Source organism: Yoonia sp. R78084 (genome assembly GCF_044595625.1).
In the GTDB taxonomy this organism is placed as follows: domain Bacteria; phylum Pseudomonadota; class Alphaproteobacteria; order Rhodobacterales; family Rhodobacteraceae; genus Yoonia.
In genome coordinates this window covers 1,778,566-1,800,837 of record NZ_CP138993.1, presented here as the reverse complement: position 1 = coordinate 1,800,837, position 22,272 = coordinate 1,778,566, and the positions used below count along the sequence as shown (strand labels likewise).

The following is a 22,272-nucleotide window of genomic DNA, read 5'->3' as shown; positions in this document are numbered from 1 at the left end:
TCAGGTTCCCTTTGCATAAAGCGCGTCGTTCAGCATCTGCACGGCCTGCGCCGTGCGCGGCCCGAAGCCCAGCATCAGCAGGCCATCCATGCGCACGATCGAACGCGTTTGCGCGGCGGGTGTCAACCGGACCGCAGGCATGGCGAACAATTCGTCATCTGCCAGCCCATGATCGCCGCCCCTGTCCATCATCAGGATCACATCGGGTGCGGCCAGCCCGACCGCTTCGTCGGTGATCTGTTTGTAGCCTTCGTAATCGGAGACCGCATTCACACCCCCCGCCATCCGGATCAGCGCGTCCGCTGCCGTGCCTGTACCAGAGGCATTGATCTTGCCGCCCTGCGTGGACAGCACAAAAAGCACGCGCTTCTTGTCATCCTCGGGACGTTCAGCGTCCGTGAGCGCCGCCACGAGATCGGCCTCAACTTCGGCCATTAATCCGGCAGCGTGTTCCGGCACACCAAGTGTCTCGCCCACGATCTCGATCTTGCGCAGGATGCCTGCAACGCTCAGGGCGTCGGGCACTTCGACAAGGGCGACATTCGCCGCGCGGATCACATCGAGCGCCTCTGGGGGGCCAGCGCCTTCCTCGGTCAGGATCAGTGATGGCCCAACCGAGAGCACACCTTCGGGAGAAAGGGCGCGCATGTAACCCACATCGGGCAGGTCGGCGACACTGGGTGGATAACTGGACGTTGTGTCGCGCGCCTTGAGGCGGTGCGCCTGACCAAGGGCTGCAATGATTTCGGTGACTGAACCGCCGATTGACAGCACATCGGCCTGTGCCTGCGGCGTATCTGCGTTTTGTTCGGCGTTGACGTCCATGGCAAGAAACGTGCTGCACAAAGCTGCGCATAATCCTGTCCGGAAGGCGGTTTTACGAGGCCAGTGTCTCATGCGGGCACCTCGACAAGCGTTGAAAGGCAATCCACGATCTGGCCCCATTCTGCGCGTGAATCGCGCCCCTCCTTGCCGACACCGAACACCTGAAAAATCATACCGCCTTCAGCATCGAAGGCTTCGACCGATACGGCAGGTCCGCGTTGCGTGGGTTTGTGCACGGCCCAGACCTCGGCCACCTTGTCGAGGCGCAGATGCAGGTTGAACCCGGGATCCATGACGTTCTGCCAAGGCCCCATCGGTTTCAGGCTATGGATCTTGCCGGTATGGATCTGGATGCAGCCACGGTTTCCGACAAAGATCATCACCTCGATCCCGGCATCGCGCACAGCCTGAAGCATCGTATCAGCGGCCTTCGGGGCAAGCTGGCGCACCCAAGGTGCACCGGCAATCCGGTAGGCCCCGAGCCGGTTCATCTTGAGTTTGGCACACAGGCGCAGGAATTGGTGCGTATCCGTCAGCTTTGCCCATTCTGCCCGCAGAATGTCGGCTTTGTCGGCGCGCGATTTCGGGCCCTCGACGGGCACGCGCGCCGCGACCACCTGACTGTCCGACTGATCAGCGACGGCCAGATCGGCGACAATTGCGGGCCATGCCGCGTGGTGTGATCCGTCGCGCAGATGGATTTTGTGCACCGCATCGCCTGCTGCATCGAAAATCTGCAAAGAGCGTCGCACGCCCTGCGCGGTCTCTGTCTCGACGGCGAAAGCATGCACCCAATGAGACGGAAAGATGCGCAGGTCGATATTCTCGGTCAGGGTCATCGCCGCATGATCGCCACGGTGGTAGTTGCCGTATGCGCCTACCTTTTCATGTACGCAGGCATCAACACGGGTCAGCGCCATGACTTCGCCCAAGGCTTCGGCTGCGGAAATGATCCGGTCGGGGTGGGCCGCGATTCGGGTAGTGCCATAGCCGATGCCGGCAGCAACGAGCTGCGCCTCGGCAATGCCTTGGGCGTCTGCCGCATCGCGAGCGCGCAATTTCGGGTTTTCCGCAAGAAAAGTGCGAATATCGGAAGGATTGGCAGCGCTATGCTGTGTCATGGGCGTCCTCGGATGTTTGTTTATGGTCCGATGGCTGCGCCCGAAAGACGTGGTGCGTGGCTGTCTAATTACTTGACTGTTTTAGTTGGGTAAGTTTAAAGCTGCAACCCGTTGCGGTACGTTGTAGCGCAAAATCATGAAAACTGCCGCGCCAGCCTTCGCAAGCTTCGGCCTGAAACACACGAAGGATGGCGCAATGCTTACCTCTTTGATGCGCGGCACGACCGCGCTTGTCTGCTTGTTGCTGGCCATGCCAGCCACGGCACAAGACAGTGATCCCGGCTTTCTGGGGACACTTATCCTCACCGGCGGTAAACGCGATCTCAGCTTTGGCACCGCGCTATCGCGGACGGTTGTTGGTGAAGAAGAGATCATGGACCGACAAGCCAGCACGGTCGCACAACTGATCGACAGCGTGCCGGGTGTCACCTTGGTGAACGGCACAACCCCGCAAGGGTCGGGTATCAATATCCGGGGCTTCGGCGCGAACACGACATTCGGTTCGGACCAGAAAATCGCGATCCAGATCGACGGCGCCTCGGTCGGGTCGGAAGAACTCTATCGCATCGGAACACAGCTTTTCACCGACCCGCTGCTCTATCGCGAAGTCGAGGTGTTGCGCGGGACTATCGGCAGCTTTGCCTATGGGTCCGGTATTGTCGGTGGGGTTGTGAGGCTGGAAACAAAGGACGCCTCCGATTTTACAGGGGGTGTCCCTGGCTTTGGGGGCTCACAGACCCTTTCGTTCAGCTCGAACGGCAGCGGTTTGGTCAGTTCGACCAACCTTGCATGGATGCCGACCGAAGGTGCCGAATTTCTGCTGAACTATACCCTGCGTGATCAGGACGACCTGACGGCAGGTGACGGGACGACGATCGGAAACAGCGCGTTCCGCACGCCTTCGTTCCTCGCGAAGGGCACATTCACCTTCGGGCAGGACGACGCACACTCCCTGATGTTCAGCCATTCAAGTACGGTCGCAGACGACAAGGATGTCCCCTATGACCAATTCGTGACGACGGCGGATTCCTTTGGTCGCGTAGACCGCCTGACCGAAACGACACAGACAGCTGTCGAGTATCGTTTTAACCCGGTCACGGATCTCGTCGATCTGCGCGCCAATCTCTCTTATGCCGATCAGGCTATCGACTCAGACTACATTCCCGGGTCCTCGCCTTTGGAAGGCACGCCGAGCTTCCCGTTCCTTCTCGAAACGGTAAATGCCGACCAACGCTATGAAACCGCCAAGCTGACCGTGACAAACCGCGCCTTGTTTGACACGGGCGCAATCGCGCACGACATGCTTGCAGGGGTCGAGGCGCAGCGCCGGACCCGTGCCGATAACGCGGCTGGCGGTGCGCCGGGTGGCACAAACGATCGTTTTGCCCTGTTTGTTGTTGATGAAATGAGCATGGGGCAATTCACGGTGACACCGGCCATGCGTTATGAAAGTTCCAGCATTGAAAGCGAAAACGACCTTGCCGGTGTTCCCGATACCTATGAAAAAGACGCCCTGATGGGTGGTCTGGCTCTGGCGTATGATTTTGGCGTGGGGCTCTCTGTCTTTGGCTCGGCGGCCTATACCGAAGGTCTGCCGATCATTGATGATCTGGGGACCAGCGACACCGCACAGCGGCGGATCGGCATGTCAGAGAAATCCAACACATTCGAGCTTGGGGCCGAATACACAAGCACAGATGTCTTTGCCAATGGTGACACCTTCACCATGCGCGGCAATCTCTATCGGACCGAACTTAGCGACATCACCAGTTACACGGTGGCAGGTTCGATGGCGACGGAACTGGACCGTGTGGAGTCGAGCGGGTTTGAACTGGAAGCCTCATACGGCACGGCAAGCGGCCTCTACGCCGATTTTGCCGGACATATCGGCGAGGGTACTGAATTCAACCCCGATGGCACCGATGCAACATGGCGCAACACGCCGGCGGATCGGGCGCAGGTGACTTTGGGCAGAAAATGGGAAGACCGCCTGGATCTGAGTTGGGAAATCATTCATGCGGTTGATCGCCGCGATGCCCTTGGCGATGATCTGCCGGACAGTACTGTGCACAACCTGCGTGCAACATGGACGCCCCAAGCCCAAGGATGGCTTGATGGCAGCGAACTGCGCCTCGGGGTCGAGAACGCTTTTGACGCTGATTATGTGGGACATCTGTCATCCCCCAGCAGGAAAGCGCCGGGCAGGTCGTTCAACGTGTCGCTGACGAAATCTTTCTAGGCGGGACAGGAAGTGTCTGGTCCGCCCTTATGAAGGGCGGGCCAATGACCGGTGTGAATGAAAACACCTCCGGGCTTACGACAAGCGTTTTACGATCATTTTCCATATGCCCTTGGGGTGTCATCGAACCGGTCGTCTTACGCGCGACCGGACAGATGGATGTCTTGCCGCAAACGGCTTTGACGCAGCAATTCCACCAGCTTTTCAAACAGTCCCGCGCGGGCGGAATTCTGTCGCCACGCAAGGACAACCTGTCGTGGGCAGGCGTCAGGAAGCGGGGTTAAGCGCACTGTGGACTTGGACACGATGCCGGCATCAACGGCCAGATTGGGCAAAAGCGTGACGCCAAGCCCCTCTGACACCATGGCGACCAGCGTTGTCAGGCTGGTCGCCGCAAAGGTCTCATCCTGGGCGAGGTTCCGGTCAGGATAAGCCTGAAGGGCGTGTCGCTGAAGGCAGTGACCTTTTTCCAGAAGCATCAGTTGGCCTGCGTCCTCCAGGGCGGAATGGCCTGTTGTTTGTGGACGTGGCGCGTTTGGCGGAGTGGCGAGTTGATAGCCGTCTTCGAACAAATGCGCGATTTCGAGCGATCCTGTGTCGAAGGGCAGGGCGATCAGGATCAGATCCAAACGCCCTGCGTTCAGGCCCTCGATCAAGGCTTCTGTCATTTCCTCGCGCAGGTAGAGCCGCAGGCCGGGAAACTGCACGCGGATCAGCGGCAGGGCCTGCGGGATCAGATAGGGGCCAATCGTGGGAATGGCCCCCAGCCGCAAGTCGCCCTCTTCGGGGTTTTGATGTGCGCGCGCCAAGTCCTCGATCTCTTTGGCATCCAGCAGCAGTGCACGGGCGCGGGCCACGATCTGCTCGCCCAGCGGAGTGAGCATCACACTGCGCCTTGTGCGCTCGATCAACTGCACGCCGAGACGGTCTTCGAGTTCCTTGATCCCCGCGCTCAGCGTCGGCTGGGTGACAAAGCTGATGTCCGCGGCGCGCGAAAAGCTGGCGGTATCAGCGACGGCAATCAGGAACTGAAGATGGCGGAGCGTAAACATATAGAGAAATCCTATTACTATAAGTAATATATTCAATTTCTCTTATAAGTAGCAAGTGACTACCTCTGGGTCATCGCAACGATCACCTGAAGGAACAAAGAAATGACTGACACAGTGACACCCACCGGCCCACGCCTGAACGAACCTGCCCCTGCCTTTGATGCGCCCACCACCGATGGTCGCAAAACGCTTGAGGACTATCGCGGCAAATGGTTGATCCTTTTCTCGCACCCCGCCGATTTTACGCCTGTGTGCACCACCGAATTTATAGCCTTTGCGAAAAAGCATGATGAATTCACCGCCATGAATACCGCACTGCTGGGTCTGTCGATCGACAGCCATTACAGCCACATCGCATGGATGCTGAACATCAAGGAAAAGTTCGGCGTGGAAATCCGGTTCCCGATCATTGCTGACCTGAATATGGCCGTCGCCCAAGCCTATGGAATGATCCAGCCGGGTGCATCTGATACGGCTGCTGTCCGCGCGACATTTATTATCGACCCCGAGGGCGTTCTGCGCGCGATGGTCTATTATCCGATGAATGCGGGCCGGTCAGTTGACGAAATCCACCGCCTGCTGGTGGCGTTGCAAACCGCAGACGCAAACCAGTGCGCAATGCCTGAAAACTGGAAGCCGGGTGATGAGGTCATCGTGCCGACACCGGCCACACCAGAGGCCGCAATGGCCCGTGCGGGTGAAGGGTATAATACGGTCGATTGGTATTTTTCGACACGCGCCCTTTGACGCTTTGCGGTTGGGCAGGGCGGGGTACCGCCCCGCCGGTTCACCGCAGCAAGCCGAAACAAACGTGAGGTTGCCGCGCAATGCGTGCGGCAATCACAGATAAAGGAGTAAACCCATGTCTAACCCTATCGTAAGACCTTTCTGGGACGCGCCGACAGGAAGCTGGCAGTACGTGTTCCACGACCCCGACACCATGCAAGGTGCCATCGTCGATCCTGTGCTGGATTTTGATCCGCTTGCCGGGGCCACATCGACAGCCAATGCCGAAAAGATCCTGGCCTACATTCAGGATGCAGGGATCGAGATCGTCTGGGTCCTCGACACCCACCCGCATGCTGATCACTTTTCCGCAGCACCATGGCTGGCTGAAAAGCTGGGGGCGCGAACAGGGATCGGCGCACGGGTGACCGGTGTGCAGAACCTGTGGAAGGATATCTACAACCTGCCGGCAGATTTTCCCGCCGACGGAAGCCAATGGGACCACCTGTTCGAGGATGGTGAGCAATTCATGGTCGGGAATGTGCCTGTGAAGGTCATGTTTTCGCCTGGCCATACTCTGGCATCCATCACCTATGTTGCCGGAGATGCGGCCTTTGTGCATGACACGCTCATGATGCCGGACAGCGGATCATCGCGCGCCGATTTTCCGGGCGGCAGTTCCAAGGCCCTCTATGACAGCATTCAGGCCATTCTGGCGCTGCCGGACAGTACCCGCGTCTTTGTCGGTCACGACTATGCGCCGGAGGGGCGTGATGCAGCCTGCGAAGCGACTGTTGCTGCGCATAAAGCATCCAACATCCATTTTCAGGATGATCCCTCCGAGGACGCCTTTCGTGCCGTGCGGGATGCCCGCGATCAGACCCTGCCTCTGCCGAAACTGATGCTGGCAGCACTTCAAGTGAACATCCGGGGTGGTCGGTTGCCCGAGGCGGAAGACAACGGACGATCCTATCTCAGGCTGCCGATGAACTACTTTGTTTCGCGCTAACGCTGCTTTTGCGCAGGGGTAAAACCCCTGCGCAAAGTGCCTATTTGATCTACATCAAGGAAACATTCCACATTTGGAATGTATTGTGGGCGCAATCATACAATTGCTGGAGTAAATGCAATGGACAGAAATCACACAAGACCCGCTGACACCTATTCACCGCTCTATTTTCTTGCGTCGCTTGGCGCAGGCGGGCTGAGCGTGACGTTCTTTATGTATCTTATGTTCTGGGTCCCTCATGTCGGGCGCCCCGTACCAATTTTCGAAGATCTGATGGCGGTCTTTGCCAACGGGGCATTGCCGCTTCAGGTGGCTGTTGTCGTTGCGATGGCGGGGATTGCCGTGTTTGCCTTTCTGAACGTCAAGTCCCTGATCTGGAACCTGTCCGCGCTCTCGCGCTTTCGCAAGACACCGCAATACGAAGCGCTGCGCGCGTCAAATGGTGAAACCACCTTGCTTGCCGGACCTTTGGCTGCGGCCATGACCGTCAATGCAATGTTCATTGTCGGGCTCGTCTTTGTGCCCGGCCTGTGGCTGGTGGTGGAATACCTGTTTCCTTTGGCTTTGATCGCGTTTCTTGCCATTGGTGTCTGGGCGCTGCTTTTGATCGGTGATTTTCTGGGGCGCGTTTTGACCAAAGGTGGCGTTTTCGATGTGACCGCGCACAACTCTTTTGCCCAGTTGTTGCCAGCCTTCGCCCTTGCGATGGTCGCCGTTGGTCTGGCAGCTCCGGCTGCCATGAGTGGGAACACGCTGGTTGTTGGCACGTCGCTTGTCCTGTCGACCTTCTTTGGAACAGCGGCCATCCTGTACACCGTCGTTGCCGCTATCACGGCTTTCAGCTCCATGTTGCACTATGGGACTGCCCGCGAAGCAGGGCCGACACTGATGGTGATCGTGCCGATCATGACCGTGCTGGGCATCATGTCCCTGCGTCAAAGCCACGGCTTGCATATCGGGTTTGACCTGCACCAGACTGCGGGTGAGACCATGTTCTTTCTTGCGCGCCTTTTGACTGTGCAGGTTCTGTTTCTGCTGCTCGGGATGCTGGTGCTGCGCCGTCAGGGATATTTCGCTGACTTTGTTCTAGGTGATAAGACTTCGCCCGGTTCATACGCGCTGGTCTGTCCCGGGGTTGCCTTGTCGGTGATGCTGCACTTCTTCATCAACAAGGGTCTGGTGGCTGCGGGGCTGATTGCCCAGTTCGGCATCGCATATTGGAGCCTGACAGCCATTGCACTGCTGGCCCAGATCCTGATGATCGCCCTGGTGTTCCGCCTGAACCGCCAGCACTTTTCCGCACGCGGATCCTCGGCCAGCATGGTGCCTGCCGAATAAAGCTCACCTGAAAAATGAATTACCCCCGCCTTGTTCAAACAGAGCGGGGGTAATTCATTTGCGAAACAACAGCTTCGTCATTGGGCCTGCGTTTCAGGCCACGATTGCTGGTTAGGCAGACAGGCCGCAAGACATGGGTGGTCTGGGCGCCATATCCAACAGCGCAGTCAGCCCGCAGTTGCCTTTTACAAGATCGGAAAGTGTCACCATATCCAGTTCGTGATAGAAGGCTTCGAGTGCCCGTGAAATGTAACTGCGCAGACGACAGGTTGGGGACAGGGGGCAAGAGTTGGCTTCCGTGTCAAAACATTCCGCGAAAGGCACCCCGCCCTCGAAGACGCGAAAGACAGCGCCGATCGAAATCTGGTCCATTGACCGCGCGAGACGGAGCCCGCCCGTGCGCCCGCGGATCGTTTCCACAAACCCGTTGCTCTGCAAAAGGTTGACGACCTGCAACAGGTGATGCGTCGATGCATTGCATTTTTCAGCAATCTCGGATGTGCGAACTGTCACGCCGTCGTTGACGGCGCAGGCCATCAGAATGCGGGCTGCAAGGTTCGTGCGAGTGGTGAGGCGCATATAAGTCCCATCAAGGATTCGTGTTTCACCACTTTGCTCTGCGTTGCGGAACATTTGTTTGATCTAGATCACGCCCTTACCAAGAAAACTTCTTTATCTGGTATTCAAGAATCAAGTTATGAGGTTTGCGTGGCGCATAAGAATGGCCTGACCGACGCACAGGACAAAACAATTGGCCCACGTGATTGGCTGTCACCTGGCCGGAGCCTTCAGAAAAAAGCGGCTGTTTTTGCAGTTTTGGCCAACCTTGTCTGGCCGGTGCAGGCAGGGCTGGTCGCCTTCGCGTTGGGTGGGCTGCTGACGGGGGAGCAAGTGTCCCCGTTTCTCGTGGCGGCGGGCTTTTTCATGCTTGGGGGGCTCCGTGTCATTCTGGGGGTCAAATCCGAAGCACTTGCGGAAACGGCCGCGCTGCGCGTGGTTCATGCGGCACGGTTGCAGATCGTGGCGTCCGAAGCGCGGCGTGCATCCGATAGTGCCTTTGGCGGTGCCGGTAGCATTTCAGCCCTGGCCGCGGAGAAGCTGGATCTTCTGATCCCTTACATCACCCGCTATGCATCGGCCCGCGCGCGCGTGATGATCTTACCGTTTGTCATCTTCGCCCTTGCGCTTTGGTTTTCATGGGCGGTCGCCGTGGTCCTGATGATATCGGGGCCATTGATCCCTGTCTTCATGGCACTTGTCGGACTGGCGGCCAAAGATGCCAGCCGCCGCCAGATGGCCGAGATTGGCACCCTCAACGATCTTCTGGTTGAGCGGTTGTCGGCACTTGTCGACATCCGTCTTTTGGGGGCAAGCAAACCGGTGCTTGATGGCTTCTCTGCGAAGGCAAGCGACTTGCGCCACCGCACGATGGCCGTCCTGCGGGTTGCGTTTCTATCCTCGACCGTGTTGGAGCTTTTTGCCGCGATTGGTGTTGCAATGGTTGCGGTGTTTGTCGGTTTCTCGCTTCTGGGGGCCCTTGAATTCGGCACTTGGGGTGGTCCGCTCACGCCGCAGGCCGGTATCTTCTTGCTGTTGTTGGCCCCTGAATTCTATCAGTCGATGCGCGATCTGGCCGCGGCATGGCATGACAAAGCCGCCGCTGATGCGGTGTTTGACGATTTAAGCGCATGGGACGGAGCCGAGACGCTGACCTTGCTGGGGCAGGGTGGGCCGGAAAGCCCGCTCAGCGGCCCTGCCAGCGTGTTATTGAATGGCTGCGCTTTGCCGGGTGGTGCCGTTTTGGATGATATTGCCATAGCGCCCGGCGAAACAGTTGCCCTGATGGGGCCAAGCGGGGCAGGCAAGACGTCTGTCCTGCGCATGATCGCTGGCCTGCTGCAGCCAGCATCGGGCAAGGTGACGGTGGCGGGGCGGCCGCTTGATCAAGATACGGCGGATGCATGGCGGGCCCGGATCGGATGGATGCCGCAGTCGCCGCATTTTCTCAATGCCAGTTTGCGCTACAATCTGACACTGGGGCGCGCGACCGATCCGACGCAGGCCTTGGAACTGGCGGCGGTCGGCGATGTTGTGGCCGGCCTGCCGCAGGGATTGCATACGCGGCTTGGCGAGACCGGTGGGGGCCTCTCGGGCGGCGAGGCGCGCCGCATCACATTGGCGCGGGCCATTCTTGGGGCGCCGGATGTCATTCTGGCGGATGAACCAACCGCTGATCTTGATGCAAAGACCGCGGCGGCAGTGACCCAAGGTCTGCTGACACAAGCGCAACGCGGTGCAACGCTGATCGTTGCGACCCATGATCGTAATCTCGCGGCAAAGATGGACCGGATCATCCGGATCGGAACCATGCCATGAAGGCTCTGTGGCGTATTTTCCGACTGATCCTGCGTGAACAGCCCACCTCTCTTTGGCGGGGTGCCGCGCTCAGCTTTGTTGTGCTCGCGATGGGGGCCGCTTTGCTTGGGCTGTCGGGCTGGTTTATCACAGCCGCCGCTGCTGCAGGTCTGGCAGGGACAGGTGCGGTCTTTGACGTTTTTCGCCCGTCCGCGATGGTGCGCTTTCTGGCGCTCGGCCGCGCTGCGGGACGTTACGGAGAGCGCGTGCTGACCCATGACGCCACACTTCGCGCGCTGGAATCGTTACGTGTGCGGTTGCTTGGCGGATTTGTTACGGCCTCATACGACAGAATGATCCGCACCCGCGGGGCACAGGCGCTCAACCGTTTGACGGCTGACATTGATGTTCTTGACGGGGTGGTGCTGCGGCTTGTGCTGCCGGTTCTGTCGGGGCTGCTCGTCCAAGCGGCTGTGTTCGTCGTACTCTGGGCCTTGATCGGACTGTCGGTCGCACTGTGGATTTTCGCGGGATACGTTTTGGGCAGCGCCGCGATCTTTTTATACGCGACGCGCAAGACCGCGTCTCTGTCCCGCCGCACAGAGGCGGCGGCCCAGGCGTTCCGGTCGCGCCTGATTGATCTGATCCGGGGGCGGCGCGATCTGGCCGTGCAGGGCAGATTGATTGCGCAGGCTGATTTCGCAGTGACGGCGGACAGCCGACGCCGCGCACTACAGGTACAACAAGACCGCGCCGAGCGTCTGACCGGTGCGGCGCTGCAAATGCTTGGGACGCTGGTCGCGGGTGGCACTCTTTGGCTAGGTATGACCAAGGCGCAAGCGGGCGAATTTGCGCCGGCATTCGCGGCCCTCGGGTTTTTTGCCGCTCTTGCATTGGCAGAAACGATTGCGCCTCTGCGCCGCGCCGCAAGCGATTTGGGGCGCATGGCAGAGGCGGCCAGACGTGTCTCTCGCGACATCAAGGTGTCACCCGCAGAGCGGCCGGTTTCTGCGGGGGCGGTCGGATATCTGAATATCCATGGTGTGCGGCTGACCCGTCCGTTTTCCAGCGTTCCTGTCTTTGACGATCTGACCCTTACTGTGGGTCCCCGTGAGACCGTCGCTCTGACCGGTCCGAGCGGGTCCGGGAAATCAACTCTGCTTTTGTCTGTTGCGGGCCTGCATCCGGTTGCGGCGGGCATGATGACGCTGGGCGGTTTGCCGGTCGCGGATTGGGATGAGCCGTCGTTGCGTGATACTGTCGTGCTCTTGCCGCAGCGCAGTGCTTTGATGGGTGGAACGATCGCAGAGGCGCTTCGCCTCGCGGCGCCTGAGAGCGACGATACCACACTGTGGCAGGTCCTCGATGCGGTTCAGCTTTTGGATGTCATTGAGGCAAGAGACGGGCTGCAAACCATGCTCGGTGCGCGTGGCGAAGGGTTATCGGGGGGCGAGGCGCGCCGATTGGTTTTGGCACGTGTTCTGCTACGTCGCCCAAAGGTTTTGCTGCTTGATGAACCAACGGAAGGGTTGGATGAAACCACTGCCCAAGCCGTACTCGAGGGTGTCCGCCGGTTCTTGCCCGATGCGGCCATCCTGATCGCGGCCCATCGCCGGATCGAGACCGCATTTGCGGATCGGACAGTGAGCCTCATTTAAGTTGTATATGAAATACATCTTATTGATCTAGATCAAGGCCCACCGGCTCTTCGCATCAGATACATTCCATAGTTGGAATTTGAAATCGGGGGGATTCGTCCCCCGATATCCGGAGCAAGAGATATGGAATTTGGGATCGTTGAACTGTCGCGCCTGCAATTTGCGCTGACAGCGATGTATCACTTCCTCTTCGTGCCGCTGACGCTGGGTCTGTCGATCCTCGTGGCGATCATGGAGACGGTCTATGTGATGACAAACCGCCCGATCTGGCGGCAAATGACGAAGTTTTGGGGCACACTTTTTGGGATCAACTTTGTTCTCGGGGTGGCAACGGGCATTACGATGGAATTCCAGTTCGGCATGAACTGGAGCTATTACAGCCACTATGTCGGCGACATCTTTGGCGCGCCTTTGGCGATCGAAGGTCTGATGGCCTTCTTCCTCGAGGCCACATTTGTCGGGCTATTCTTTTTCGGTTGGGACAAGCTGAGCAAAGTCGCCCACCTGACCGTGGCTTGGCTGGTTGCCATTGGCTCGAACTTCTCAGCGCTCTGGATCCTGATCGCCAATGGCTGGATGCAAAACCCGGTCGGGGCTGAATTCAACCCGATGACCATGCGTATGGAGATGACGGATTTCTTTGCCGTGCTCTTCAACGAGGTCGCGCAGGCGAAATTTGTGCACACTGTTTCGGCAGGCTATGTCACCGCGTCGGTCTTTGTGATCGGTGTCTCTGCCTGGTATCTGCTCAAGAGCCGCCACATCGAACTGGCCCGCCGGTCCATCACAGTGGCTGCCGCGTTCGGTCTGGCCTCTGCGTTCTCGGTTGTCCTGCTTGGTGACGAATCCGGTTATTCCGCGACACATAGCCAGAAGATGAAGCTCGCCGCGATTGAGGCAATGTGGGAAACCCACGAAGCACCCGCACCCTTTAACCTTGTCGGCTTTCCTGATCAGGAAACACGCGAGACACATTACGCCATCGAAATTCCATGGGCGATGGGCCTGATCGGAACACGGTCTTTGACCACCGAAATTCCCGGGATCAACGATCTGGTGGCGCAGGCCGAGGACCGTATCCGGTCCGGTGTCATTGCCTATGACGCTTTGATGGAGATCCGCGAGCAACGTGAAGCGGCGGCCCCTGCGGTCACTGCACAGTTCGAAGCGCATTCTGCCGATCTGGGCTTTGCCTTCTTGCTGAAACGCTATGTGGATGACCCGCGTGACGCGACCGAAGAGCAGATTGTTTTGGCCGCAAACGACACGGTGCCGACAGTCTGGCCGTTGTTCTGGGCTTTCCGGATCATGGTGGGCCTTGGGTTCGGGTTTATCGGCACCATGGCGTATTTTTTCTATCGCGCATCCTTCAAAGGCATGAACTTCCCGCGGCCCGCCCTGCATCTGGCGGTCTGGATGATCCCTGCACCATGGATTGCCGCCGAAATGGGCTGGTTCGTGGCTGAGTTTGGCCGCCAGCCTTGGACTGTGGACGGGGTTCTGCCCACTGCGATGTCCGTCTCGGCCCTGTCGATGACAGAAGTCGCGATCACACTGGCGGGTTTCATCATCTTCTACACGGTCCTGTTCATCATCGAGATGGGCCTGATGATCAAATACATCCGCAAGGGACCGTTCCAGGATGTTGAAGAAACCGACGCGTGGGTGGCGCGCCACCACGATCGCCTTGCCGGCCGTCGCAACGCAGACGCAATCGCCCAGCCCGAAATGCAGCCAGCGGAGTAACAGTTATGATCCTGCATGAATTAGTCAGCTATGAAGTACTGCGCGTGATCTGGTGGGGCCTGCTTGGGGTCTTGCTGATCGGATTTGCCCTTACGGACGGGTTCGACATGGGGGTTGGCACCCTGCTGCCCTTCGTCGGCAAGACCGATATCGAACGCCGCGTGGCGATCAACACGGTCGGCCCCGTTTGGGAAGGGAACCAGGTCTGGTTCATCTTGGGTGGCGGCGCGATCTTTGCCGCATGGCCGCCGCTCTATGCGGTCAGCTTTTCGGGCTTCTACCTTGCGATGTTTGTCATTCTCGCGGCCTTTATCGTACGTCCAGTCGCGTTCAAATACCGCTCCAAGCGGGATGATCCGCGTTGGCGTAATGCATGGGACTGGGCGCTGTTTGGCTCTGGTGCGGTGCCTGCGCTGCTTTTTGGGGTGGCTGTCGGCAATGTGATCCAGGGCGTGCCGTTCCACTTCACCGATGACCTGCACACGATCTACGAAGGTGCGTGGTACATGAAGTTCATCGGCCTGCTCGATCCGTTCTCGATCCTTGCGGGTGTGGTGTCTTTCGCCATGCTGGTGATGCATGGTGGCGCTTGGCTGACGCTGAAAGCTGAAGGTGTGGTGCAGACACGTGCCCGTGCGATTGGTTCGATTGCAGCACTGGTCGCCGTGGGGGCCTATGTGCTTGCGGGCCTGTGGATGGCTGTCGGGATCGACGGTTTCCGCATCGTTGGTGACTATGTAACGAACGGTCCGTCAAACCCGCTGCACTTCGAGGTTGAACGCACAGCAAGCTGGCTATCGGCCTATGGCGACCGGCCTTGGATCGTTGTGGCCCCAGTTATGGGGATCATGGGCGGACTGCTCACTTTTATCGGCCTGCGGGCAGGTCGTGAAGTCTCGACCTTGCTGTTCTCCAAAATGGCAATTCTTGGTGTGATCTCGTCTGTTGGCCTGACCATGTTCCCCTTCATCATGCCCAGCTCCAGCGATCCGCAATCGTCGCTGACCGTCTGGAACAGTTCGTCCTCGCACCTGACGTTGTTCATCATGCTGGTGGTTACGGCGATCTTTATGCCGCTGATCCTGATGTACACCGCCTGGGTCTACAAAGTGCTGTGGGGCAAGGTCACCGAGGACGATGTCTCGGAAAACTCCCACTCCGTTTACTGAAGAAAGGAAACCCCGATGTGGTATTTCGCTTGGCTCCTTGGCCTCCCGCTGGCCGCTATTTTCGCCGTTATGAATGCGATGTGGCTTGAGATGAAAGAAGACGAACAAACAATTGCTGAAGGTTCGGCAACCCGAATTCAGGATCGTCGATCCTGATTTGGCGGCGGTGCGGCGGCGGCCCTCCCCTTGTTGCCGCCGCACCTCCAACCCGACATTTCAACGCCAAAGAGTAGACCCATGACAGACACAGCGACGGATCATCAAAGCCACGCGCGGCTTGCCAACTTTCCGATCACACTCTTTGCTATTGGCATGGGAATGATGGGGCTGACGCTTAGCCTGCGTGCGGCAGAAACCACTTTTGACAGGACGCATATCGTTTCAATGGCGGTGCTTGCGCTGTCCGTGGCAATGCTGGCTGCCGTGGCGCTGGGCTATCTGGCCAAGGTGCTGCGCTATCCGGACAAGGTGGTCGGGGACTGGCGCCATCCGGTCAAAATCGCGTTCTTTCCAGCAATCTCGATTTCGCTGCTCCTTCTGGCGACAGCCCTTGTGGAGGTCGCACCACGCGTTGCCGCGCCACTATGGCTTTTCGCCACTGCCTTGCAGGGCGTTCTTGCCCTTGCGGTGATTTCTGCGTGGATCGGGCACCGTCCGTTCCAGACCGGCATGATGACACCGGCATGGTTCATTCCTGCGGTTGGTAACGTCATCGTGCCGCTTGCGGGGAGCCACTTTGGTTACATCGAAATTTCTTGGCTGTTCTTTTCGGGCGGTCTGATGTTCTGGGTGGTGCTGCTGACCTTGGTCATGAACCGCCTGATGTTCCACGATCCCATGCCGGGCAAGATGGTGCCCACGCTGATGATCCTTGTCGCACCGCCTGCTGTCGCGTTTACGGCATGGCTGCGTCTGGAGGGCGAAGTTGGCGCTTTCGGGCATTTCCTGCTCAGCGTGGCCTATGTCTTTGCGCTGCTGGTGACGACACAGGCTGCGAAGCTGCGCAAATTGCCTTTCGCCCTCTCGTGGTGGGCACTTTCGTTCCCGATCGCCGCACTTTCCATCGCCAGTTTCGGCTATGCGCAGGCCGTCGGATCCGCTGCACACCGGTTTATCGGGGCAAGCCTCTTGGTGCTCCTCATCGCGGTTGTGGCCCTTTTGATATTTCGCACAGCACTGGCCGTCCGCGCAGGTAAAATCTGCGTGCCGGAATGAGTTTTTGGTCCAAATACGTTCGCTTGCGCAACCTGTTTGCGCACGAACAAAAAGAAGGATGTCGAAATGAGCCACATGAATGAATTGAAAGCCTCGCGCCGCGCATTTCTGGCGCTTGCCGCAGGCGGGCTTGCAACAGCGGCGGCTGTCCGCCCGGCAAGGGCACAGGCGGTCCAAACCAGCGCCCGTATCGTGATCATCGGGGCAGGGGCCGCAGGCACGGCATTGGTCAACCGGCTGGTCAGACGGTTGGAGGGTGCCGATATCACGATCCTTGATCCCAGTGCCGAGCACCTCTATCAGCCTGGCCTGTCGCTGGTTGCGGCAGGCCTGAAGCCCGCGTCCTACACCCAGTCAAGAACCACGGATTGGTTGCCTGCGGGCATCACTCTGGTTCCAGAGGCCGCCGCTGCAATTGATCCGATCACCAAGGTTGTTGATACGTCCGGTGGACAATCCCTGTCTTACGACTTCCTGATTGTGGCGCCCGGTCTGGTGCTGGATCACGACGCCATCGAAGGGTTCTCGCTGGATATGGTCGGCACAAACGGCATCGGTGCGCTTTATGCCGGACCGCAATATGCGGCCAAAACATGGGAAGCAGCATCGCGGTTCGCGGAAGAGGGCGGTGCTGGTGTTTTCACGCGCCCTGCGACGGAAATGAAATGTGCGGGCGCGCCGCTCAAGCATACATTCCTGATCGAAGACATCGCCACCCGTACCGCTGGTGCGGGCAAGCATGAAATGCACTATGCCGCCAACAACAACAGTTTGTTTGGCGTGCCGATCGTCTCCGAGAAAGTGCGGATGCTGTTCGAGGACCGTGGGATCAACCCCCACTATAGTCATGTGCTGAAGGCCGTTGACGCGGGCCGCAAAATCGCAACCTTTGACACCCCCGACGGGGACACCGAGATGGCTTATGACTACCTTCACGTCATCCCGCCGCAACGCGCCCCTGACGTCATTCGGCAGTCGGGTTTGAGTTGGGCCGACAAGTGGACAGATCAGGGCTGGGTCGAGGTTGACCAACATACGCTCCGCCATCTGCGTTATCCCGATATCTTTGCGCTGGGCGATGTGGCGGGGGTGCCCAAAGGCAAGACTGCAGCTTCTGTGAAGTGGCAGGTCCCTGTCGTTGAAGATCACCTGATCGCAGCGATTGAAGGGCGTGACGCAAGCCTGATCTACGAGGGCTATACATCCTGCCCGCTGATCACCCGCGTCGGTCGCGCGATGCTCATTGAGTTCGACTACAACAACAACCTGACCCCGTCCTTTCCGGGTGTCATCGCACCTTTGGAAGAGCTCTGGATCAGTTGGTTGATGAAGGAAGTGGCGTTGAAAGCCACCTATAACGCCATGTTGCGCGGCAAGGCTTGAGGAGTAGCCAGATGGAACAACTGACTTTTGAAACAATGATCGCTGTCTTCGAAGAGATTTTCGGGCGCGGCCTGTTCTGGACCATGGTCGCGGCGGCGGCTGTCGTCACGCTGGCCTACCTCTATGTGCTGTTCCGCGACCGCGCGATGTCGATGCGCAAGTTCCTCATGGCGCAATTGTCCATGCCGATTGGCGCTGTTGCCGCTGTTGTCTTTGTGCAGGCCATGACGCACTCGCATCTGCGCGACATTGGCGGTCCTGTTGACGTGATTGTGCTGTTGGGTGTTGCCGCGATGGGGGCAATCGGGATTGCGATATTGGTCTATACCGCACAATCGCTGATCCGTGGAAAGACGGATGACGTCTAGTTGCCAAGCAGGAAGAGCGGCCTGGGCAAGCCTGGGCCGCAAAACTTGACCGCAAAGACCCCAACGGACAAACGATAAACCGTGCACGAATAGCATCGCACGAAAGCGGCGACGCCATTCCCGACCTTGCTCTTGAAACAGCGAAGCGATTGGAAGCCTTCAGACATAGGCAGGTGGTGATGCCAGTGTGGAGCGCGCATAAGGCTGGATGCGCGCTTGTCCTCTCGCGCTGCGGGGCTGGACTGTCCCAAGGCGCCTGCAGTATGTGTGCCCCATGACCCTGAGAACCGGACCACGCACCCGAGACGCTGGCTCAATGCCCAACAACGCAGCCACCGCGGCAGCGCGGTTATCTTGTGCCCCCATGATGGATGGTAGCGATTTAGTCGTGTTTTCATTTTGTTAGATCGTATCATGTGCAGCACATGTTGGTGTTTTGATCGCGCAATGTCTTGCTGCGTCGCGTTAGCTTCGGTTCGTCATGTGCGAAACGGCGAAACTCAATTCCCGAATTTCACTTGCCGAAATGTCAGCGAAATGCGCCGCGTTCGTTGGGACCTCTGAACTTTGACAAGATATGTCTTTGTGCCCTGGATGGCATGCGTCCAGTCATGGCGGGCTTCGCTAGCGATAACCAAAAGGCTGTCGGGCTGAAGCAGAAGATCCTTTTGCCGAGAAGACTTCTGTGAGGCAAAGCGTATCACACACTCCGAAAGCAAGCTCAGGGATGCTATCGTCTCCCCAAAGCAGGGTAGTCAGTCGATATGGGCATAGATGTCCTGTCCGGGCTGATATTCGTTGACGATGATCTGATCCGGAACGGCTTGAAAATGTCCTTCAGAGGTCAACCGTTCCGCCAGTTGCTGAAACAGGTCTGGCAGTAGCCCGAGATAGTCTTCTCGCCGGGCCTGCCGCGCCTTGTAGTCGTAGCGATAGCCGTAATGCTGGACGCGCCGCTTCAGATCGGTGCGCCAGGGCGCCGCGTCGATCTCACGGACGAGCCTTTCGGCCTCATCCTCCTGAATGTAATTTTCCAGATAGGTCAGCCCGTCCGGCCACTCATCCGGGGAAAATGAAAGTTGCGAACGCGGTGTGGCCATCGGCAGCAGACTCCTCGTTGGCCGTGTTCTGGTGTGTGTATCCATGGTACACTCGAAACGCTTCCAATGCTCATGCGGGTGGCGAAGTTAGATTTAGCCGCCACCTTGGCCAGCTTCTTTGTCGACACGGCCCGAGATCTGAGCGCCTAGTAAATGGCCTCTCGAAGCGTTGCGCCGGTCACATTCAGATCGCATTCTGTCGCGCTGGATTGCGTCTGCTTCGGTGGACAGGCTTCGAAATGGCGGATCTCAATTCTCCGGCGTCACCGGCCAGCGGTTAGTTCATCGTGGCAGGGAGCCACAAGGCAATGGCCGGAAAAGCCACGAGCAGGACGATCTTGACAAGGTCCGCACAAATGAAGGGGATGACACCTTTCATCACGCGCCCGATAGGTTGATCTGGCTGTAGGCTTTTCAGGACGAAGAGGTTTATTCCGAAAGGTGGCGTTATCAGTCCGATTTCGACGACCACCAGCATCAGGATGCCCCAATGATAAACGTCAAAACCAAGACCAACCACCAGCGGTGTAACCACGGGAACAGTGATAACCATGACGGCGAAACTGTCCATGACAGCGCCAAGCAGCAGGTAGAAAACCAACAGCACGGTCAGGATCACGATCGGCGTCGTGTCGATATCTGCAATAGCGCGCGCCAGCGTCTCGGGCGCTTGACCAAGATTGACGAAAAACGAAAAGATCAGCGCGCCGAAAATCAGACCATAAATCAGTGCCGTCGTGCCGGTGGTTTCTGACAGAACTTCAAGAAGTCGACCACGATTGAGCTTGCCACGGAGCAGCGCCAGCAGGAACGCGCCTACGGCCCCGACCGCCGCGCTTTCGGTTGCTGTAAAGAGGCCGCCGTAAAGGCCGCCGATCACAACACCAAAAAGGATGGCGACGGGTGCGGCGCCCCACAGAGCGGCCCCGAGCGGTTCAGGTTCGATCGCGACGGCAGGTGCGCGCGACGGGTCAAGGCGAAGCGTGATGAAGATGGCCGCAAAATAGAGAAGCAGCGCCAGCAACGCCGGCCCCATTGCCGCGATGAACAGGACGCCGATGGATTGTTCCGTGAGAAGCGCGAACAGGATGATCGCTCCGGATGGCGGCACGAGGGCACCAAGGGTTCCCCCGGCTGCGACAGTTCCTGAGGCCAGTGCCGGGTCGTATTTGTGTTTCGCCATTTCCGGCAGGGCGATACGTCCAAACGTTGCTGCCGTCGCGACAGACGATCCACTGACCGCGCCAAATCCAGCGCAGCCAAAGATTGTCGCATAGGCCAAGCCGCCTTTGATCCGCCCCAGAAGCGCGTTGGCAAGGCGATAAATGTCGTTTGAAATACCGGCAGCGACCGCGAAGCTGCCCATCATTAGAAACATCGGCAAGGTGGCGATCTGCCAGTTTGTCAGGAACTCCATCGCATCATTGGCGAAGACACGCCCCGTGGATTGCAAGCCGAGAACCAGTGCAGTTCCTGCGATGCCAAGCAGCGCTGTTGCCGCGGCCAGCGGCACCTGACAGAGCACCGCCAACCAAAGAAGGCCAAAGGCAATGACGACGAGAAGGCCGGGCTGACCTGCGGCCAATGATTGTAATGATGCAAGATCGAGGGCCGCCCAGATTGCGCCGCCAAGAACACTCGCGCCAAGTAGCGTCGCCATGCCGATCCCCACCCAGGTTGAACGTCCGGCCTGATTGGGTGGCGGACAAACAGCATCGCGGTAGAGTTTGGCCGCCTGTACAAAGGTGGCAAGTCCCATTGCAACCGCGGCGAATACATAGGTCGGCCCAAGCGGCCATTGCAGGATCAGTGTATCCCGGCCTTGTGCAACAAAGCGCATGCCCAGTTGCCAGACATAGTAGGTCAGTGCGGCGAAAAAGAGCAAAAGCGCGATCGACCCGGCCACCGCCAGCAGCCGCGACAGCGTTGGCCCGAAATGACCCGACATCAGATCCACCCTGAGATTCACGCGCCGCGACACACCCGCCGGCAAGGTGGCGGCAACCGCCATACCGAACATCTGGCCCATGATCTCGTTCAGGGCAGTCACCCCACCCAGACCGGTGGCACGAAGCGAGACGTCTGTGACGATCACCATCGCGCCTGCCAAAAGGCCCAGGACTGCGACACCGGACACCAGACCCGTCGCGCGATCAATCCATCGGTCAAACCTGTCGAGTCGCGCAAAAGGTTCAGTCATGGAAAACTGCGACAGCCCGGCACCATCCGGCCGAGGCGTTTGCCACCTTCACCGGCAGCGCCATTACCTCAAAACCTGAATGTGGCAGTTGGTCGAGGTTGGTCAGCTTTTCGATATGGCAATAGACACAGTCGGCGCCGGCCTTGTGGCCTTCCCAGAACAGAGAATAGTCGCCCGTTTCCTTCGCGTGCGCCGCCTGTCCGGCCAATGGCGGGTCCCAGCTCCATGCGTCGGTTCCGCAGACCCGCACCCCTTGTCCCGCCAGCCAAAGCGTTGCCTCGCGCCCGATGCCACAGCCAGCAGCCAGAAAGTCGGGCTGGCCGTAGCGCGCGCCGGCGCGGGTGTTGACCAGCACGATATCACCCGCCTGAAGGCTGTGACCAATTCGCTGCAGCTCGGCCTGAACCTCATCAGCCGTGACAACATGGCCGTCCGGCAGGGCGCGAAAATCCAGCTTCACGCCCGGACCGATACACCACTCCAGCGGCACCTCGTCGATCGTCATTGCGCGCTCTCCGCCGTTCATCGTCGGATGATAGTGCCAGGGTGCATCAAGATGCGTCCCGTTATGGGTGGTCATGTGGACGCGCTCAGAGGCGGGGCCAGCGCCCTCGATTTGCTTTTCGACCGGAATGCCAAACATGGCCTCGAATTCGGCAGCGCCAGCGGCATGGTCAAGATATTCGATGTTGGGCATCAAAGGGGGCGGGTCTGCGGGAACCCCATTTTCGATGGCGACAGACAGATCTATAATCCTGCGGGTCATGG

The 22,272-nt window shown here is 58.7% G+C and carries 20 protein-coding genes; 12 read left to right on the top strand and 8 right to left on the bottom strand.

Annotated features, from left to right (window positions below):
• A complete protein-coding gene (locus SJY29_RS09185) occupies nucleotides 1-825 on the bottom strand; it encodes a hemin ABC transporter substrate-binding protein (protein WP_400088879.1) in 825 nt (274 codons plus the stop codon).
• Between the two features lie 68 nt (nucleotides 826-893).
• The gene (locus tag SJY29_RS09180; protein WP_400082096.1) at nucleotides 894-1,946 is read right to left on the bottom strand and encodes a hemin-degrading factor; all 1,053 of its coding nucleotides are present in this window, start codon (nucleotides 1,944-1,946) and stop codon (nucleotides 894-896) included.
• 196 nt (nucleotides 1,947-2,142) lie between these two features.
• Here SJY29_RS09180 and SJY29_RS09175 point away from each other — a divergent pair, with 196 nt between their 5' ends.
• On the top strand, nucleotides 2,143-4,185 hold the full coding sequence (locus SJY29_RS09175) for a TonB-dependent receptor domain-containing protein (RefSeq protein WP_400082094.1): 2,043 nt from the start codon (nucleotides 2,143-2,145) through the stop codon (nucleotides 4,183-4,185).
• Between the two features lie 137 nt (nucleotides 4,186-4,322).
• Here SJY29_RS09175 and SJY29_RS09170 read toward each other — a convergent pair whose 3' ends face one another.
• Nucleotides 4,323-5,237, bottom strand: coding sequence for a LysR substrate-binding domain-containing protein (locus tag SJY29_RS09170; RefSeq protein ID WP_400082091.1), 915 nt, complete (start codon nucleotides 5,235-5,237; stop codon nucleotides 4,323-4,325).
• Between the two features lie 102 nt (nucleotides 5,238-5,339).
• On the opposite strand from SJY29_RS09170, the gene SJY29_RS09165 reads away from it, so the two are divergent.
• The 3 genes from SJY29_RS09165 to SJY29_RS09155 all read left to right on the top strand — a co-directional run bounded on the left by SJY29_RS09165 (nucleotide 5,340) and on the right by SJY29_RS09155 (nucleotide 8,310).
• Nucleotides 5,340-5,984 carry a peroxiredoxin gene (locus tag SJY29_RS09165; RefSeq protein WP_110279154.1) on the top strand — a complete coding sequence of 215 codons (645 nt, stop codon included), beginning with the start codon at nucleotides 5,340-5,342 and terminating at the stop codon, nucleotides 5,982-5,984.
• Nucleotides 5,985-6,099: 115 nt separating this feature from the next.
• Entirely contained in the window at nucleotides 6,100-6,972 is an 873-nt protein-coding gene (locus SJY29_RS09160) for an MBL fold metallo-hydrolase (RefSeq protein WP_400082088.1), read from the top strand.
• Nucleotides 6,973-7,092: 120 nt separating this feature from the next.
• Nucleotides 7,093-8,310 carry a TsoY family (seleno)protein gene (locus SJY29_RS09155; protein ID WP_400082085.1) on the top strand — a complete coding sequence of 406 codons (1,218 nt, stop codon included), beginning with the start codon at nucleotides 7,093-7,095 and terminating at the stop codon, nucleotides 8,308-8,310.
• A 111-nt stretch (nucleotides 8,311-8,421) separates the two neighbouring features.
• On the opposite strand, the gene SJY29_RS09150 is transcribed toward SJY29_RS09155, so the two are convergent.
• Complete coding sequence (locus tag SJY29_RS09150) at nucleotides 8,422-8,889, bottom strand: RrF2 family transcriptional regulator (protein WP_400082082.1); 468 nt, start codon at nucleotides 8,887-8,889, stop codon at nucleotides 8,422-8,424.
• Nucleotides 8,890-9,018: 129 nt separating this feature from the next.
• Between SJY29_RS09150 and SJY29_RS09145 the strand changes: the two genes are divergently transcribed.
• The 8 genes from SJY29_RS09145 (at nucleotide 9,019) to SJY29_RS09110 (ending at nucleotide 18,204) form a co-directional block, all read left to right on the top strand.
• On the top strand, nucleotides 9,019-10,686 hold the full coding sequence (locus tag SJY29_RS09145) for an ABC transporter ATP-binding protein/permease (protein WP_400082080.1): 1,668 nt from the start codon (nucleotides 9,019-9,021) through the stop codon (nucleotides 10,684-10,686).
• A complete protein-coding gene (locus SJY29_RS09140) occupies nucleotides 10,683-12,323 on the top strand; it encodes an amino acid ABC transporter ATP-binding/permease protein (protein ID WP_400082077.1) in 1,641 nt (546 codons plus the stop codon). Before SJY29_RS09145 ends, SJY29_RS09140 begins: the two co-directional genes overlap by 4 nt.
• Before the next feature lie 123 nt (nucleotides 12,324-12,446).
• Nucleotides 12,447-14,069 carry a cytochrome ubiquinol oxidase subunit I gene (locus SJY29_RS09135; protein ID WP_400082074.1) on the top strand — a complete coding sequence of 541 codons (1,623 nt, stop codon included), beginning with the start codon at nucleotides 12,447-12,449 and terminating at the stop codon, nucleotides 14,067-14,069.
• 5 nt (nucleotides 14,070-14,074) lie between these two features.
• Complete coding sequence (cydB, locus tag SJY29_RS09130; protein ID WP_400082071.1) at nucleotides 14,075-15,238, top strand: cytochrome d ubiquinol oxidase subunit II; 1,164 nt, start codon at nucleotides 14,075-14,077, stop codon at nucleotides 15,236-15,238.
• Nucleotides 15,239-15,253: 15 nt separating this feature from the next.
• Nucleotides 15,254-15,394, top strand: coding sequence for a cytochrome bd-I oxidase subunit CydX (gene cydX, locus SJY29_RS09125; RefSeq protein ID WP_110279148.1), 141 nt, complete (start codon nucleotides 15,254-15,256; stop codon nucleotides 15,392-15,394).
• 81 nt (nucleotides 15,395-15,475) lie between these two features.
• Complete coding sequence (locus SJY29_RS09120) at nucleotides 15,476-16,453, top strand: SLAC1 anion channel family protein (protein ID WP_400082068.1); 978 nt, start codon at nucleotides 15,476-15,478, stop codon at nucleotides 16,451-16,453.
• Between the two features lie 66 nt (nucleotides 16,454-16,519).
• The gene (locus tag SJY29_RS09115) at nucleotides 16,520-17,836 is read left to right on the top strand and encodes an NAD(P)/FAD-dependent oxidoreductase (protein ID WP_400082066.1); all 1,317 of its coding nucleotides are present in this window, start codon (nucleotides 16,520-16,522) and stop codon (nucleotides 17,834-17,836) included.
• Between the two features lie 11 nt (nucleotides 17,837-17,847).
• Complete coding sequence (locus tag SJY29_RS09110) at nucleotides 17,848-18,204, top strand: DUF5368 domain-containing protein (RefSeq protein WP_400082063.1); 357 nt, start codon at nucleotides 17,848-17,850, stop codon at nucleotides 18,202-18,204.
• Nucleotides 18,205-18,704: 500 nt separating this feature from the next.
• Here SJY29_RS09110 and SJY29_RS09105 read toward each other — a convergent pair whose 3' ends face one another.
• The 4 genes from SJY29_RS09105 to SJY29_RS09090 all read right to left on the bottom strand — a co-directional run bounded on the left by SJY29_RS09105 (nucleotide 18,705) and on the right by SJY29_RS09090 (nucleotide 22,270).
• Complete coding sequence (locus SJY29_RS09105) at nucleotides 18,705-18,938, bottom strand: alpha-ketoglutarate-dependent dioxygenase AlkB (protein WP_400088878.1); 234 nt, start codon at nucleotides 18,936-18,938, stop codon at nucleotides 18,705-18,707.
• Nucleotides 18,939-18,959: 21 nt separating this feature from the next.
• Nucleotides 18,960-19,304, bottom strand: coding sequence for a hypothetical protein (locus SJY29_RS09100; protein WP_400082060.1), 345 nt, complete (start codon nucleotides 19,302-19,304; stop codon nucleotides 18,960-18,962).
• Nucleotides 19,305-19,581: 277 nt separating this feature from the next.
• The gene (locus SJY29_RS09095; RefSeq protein WP_400082058.1) at nucleotides 19,582-21,504 is read right to left on the bottom strand and encodes a TRAP transporter large permease subunit; all 1,923 of its coding nucleotides are present in this window, start codon (nucleotides 21,502-21,504) and stop codon (nucleotides 19,582-19,584) included.
• Entirely contained in the window at nucleotides 21,497-22,270 is a 774-nt protein-coding gene (locus SJY29_RS09090; protein ID WP_400082055.1) for a cyclase family protein, read from the bottom strand. Before SJY29_RS09090 ends, SJY29_RS09095 begins: the two co-directional genes overlap by 8 nt.
• Nucleotides 22,271-22,272 lie beyond the last annotated feature (2 nt).

What these genes read in the sequence shown, in the direction of transcription:
- SJY29_RS09100 (WP_400082060.1), bottom strand. Translation starts at nt 19,304, where the DNA reads ATGGCCACACCGCGTTCGCAACTTTCATTTTCCCCGGATGAGTGGCCG.
- SJY29_RS09090 (WP_400082055.1), bottom strand. Translation starts at nt 22,270, where the DNA reads ATGACCCGCAGGATTATAGATCTGTCTGTCGCCATCGAAAATGGGGTT.
- SJY29_RS09110 (WP_400082063.1), top strand. Translation starts at nt 17,848, where the DNA reads ATGGAACAACTGACTTTTGAAACAATGATCGCTGTCTTCGAAGAGATT.
- SJY29_RS09170 (WP_400082091.1), bottom strand. Translation starts at nt 5,237, where the DNA reads ATGTTTACGCTCCGCCATCTTCAGTTCCTGATTGCCGTCGCTGATACC.
- SJY29_RS09165 (WP_110279154.1), top strand. Translation starts at nt 5,340, where the DNA reads ATGACTGACACAGTGACACCCACCGGCCCACGCCTGAACGAACCTGCC.
- SJY29_RS09135 (WP_400082074.1), top strand. Translation starts at nt 12,447, where the DNA reads ATGGAATTTGGGATCGTTGAACTGTCGCGCCTGCAATTTGCGCTGACA.
- SJY29_RS09180 (WP_400082096.1), bottom strand. Translation starts at nt 1,946, where the DNA reads ATGACACAGCATAGCGCTGCCAATCCTTCCGATATTCGCACTTTTCTT.
- SJY29_RS09115 (WP_400082066.1), top strand. Translation starts at nt 16,520, where the DNA reads ATGAGCCACATGAATGAATTGAAAGCCTCGCGCCGCGCATTTCTGGCG.
- cydB (WP_400082071.1), top strand. Translation starts at nt 14,075, where the DNA reads ATGATCCTGCATGAATTAGTCAGCTATGAAGTACTGCGCGTGATCTGG.
- cydX (WP_110279148.1), top strand. Translation starts at nt 15,254, where the DNA reads ATGTGGTATTTCGCTTGGCTCCTTGGCCTCCCGCTGGCCGCTATTTTC.
- SJY29_RS09140 (WP_400082077.1), top strand. Translation starts at nt 10,683, where the DNA reads ATGAAGGCTCTGTGGCGTATTTTCCGACTGATCCTGCGTGAACAGCCC.
- SJY29_RS09175 (WP_400082094.1), top strand. Translation starts at nt 2,143, where the DNA reads ATGCTTACCTCTTTGATGCGCGGCACGACCGCGCTTGTCTGCTTGTTG.
- SJY29_RS09150 (WP_400082082.1), bottom strand. Translation starts at nt 8,889, where the DNA reads ATGCGCCTCACCACTCGCACGAACCTTGCAGCCCGCATTCTGATGGCC.
- SJY29_RS09120 (WP_400082068.1), top strand. Translation starts at nt 15,476, where the DNA reads ATGACAGACACAGCGACGGATCATCAAAGCCACGCGCGGCTTGCCAAC.
- SJY29_RS09185 (WP_400088879.1), bottom strand. Translation starts at nt 825, where the DNA reads ATGGACGTCAACGCCGAACAAAACGCAGATACGCCGCAGGCACAGGCC.
- SJY29_RS09160 (WP_400082088.1), top strand. Translation starts at nt 6,100, where the DNA reads ATGTCTAACCCTATCGTAAGACCTTTCTGGGACGCGCCGACAGGAAGC.
- SJY29_RS09155 (WP_400082085.1), top strand. Translation starts at nt 7,093, where the DNA reads ATGGACAGAAATCACACAAGACCCGCTGACACCTATTCACCGCTCTAT.
- SJY29_RS09095 (WP_400082058.1), bottom strand. Translation starts at nt 21,504, where the DNA reads ATGACTGAACCTTTTGCGCGACTCGACAGGTTTGACCGATGGATTGAT.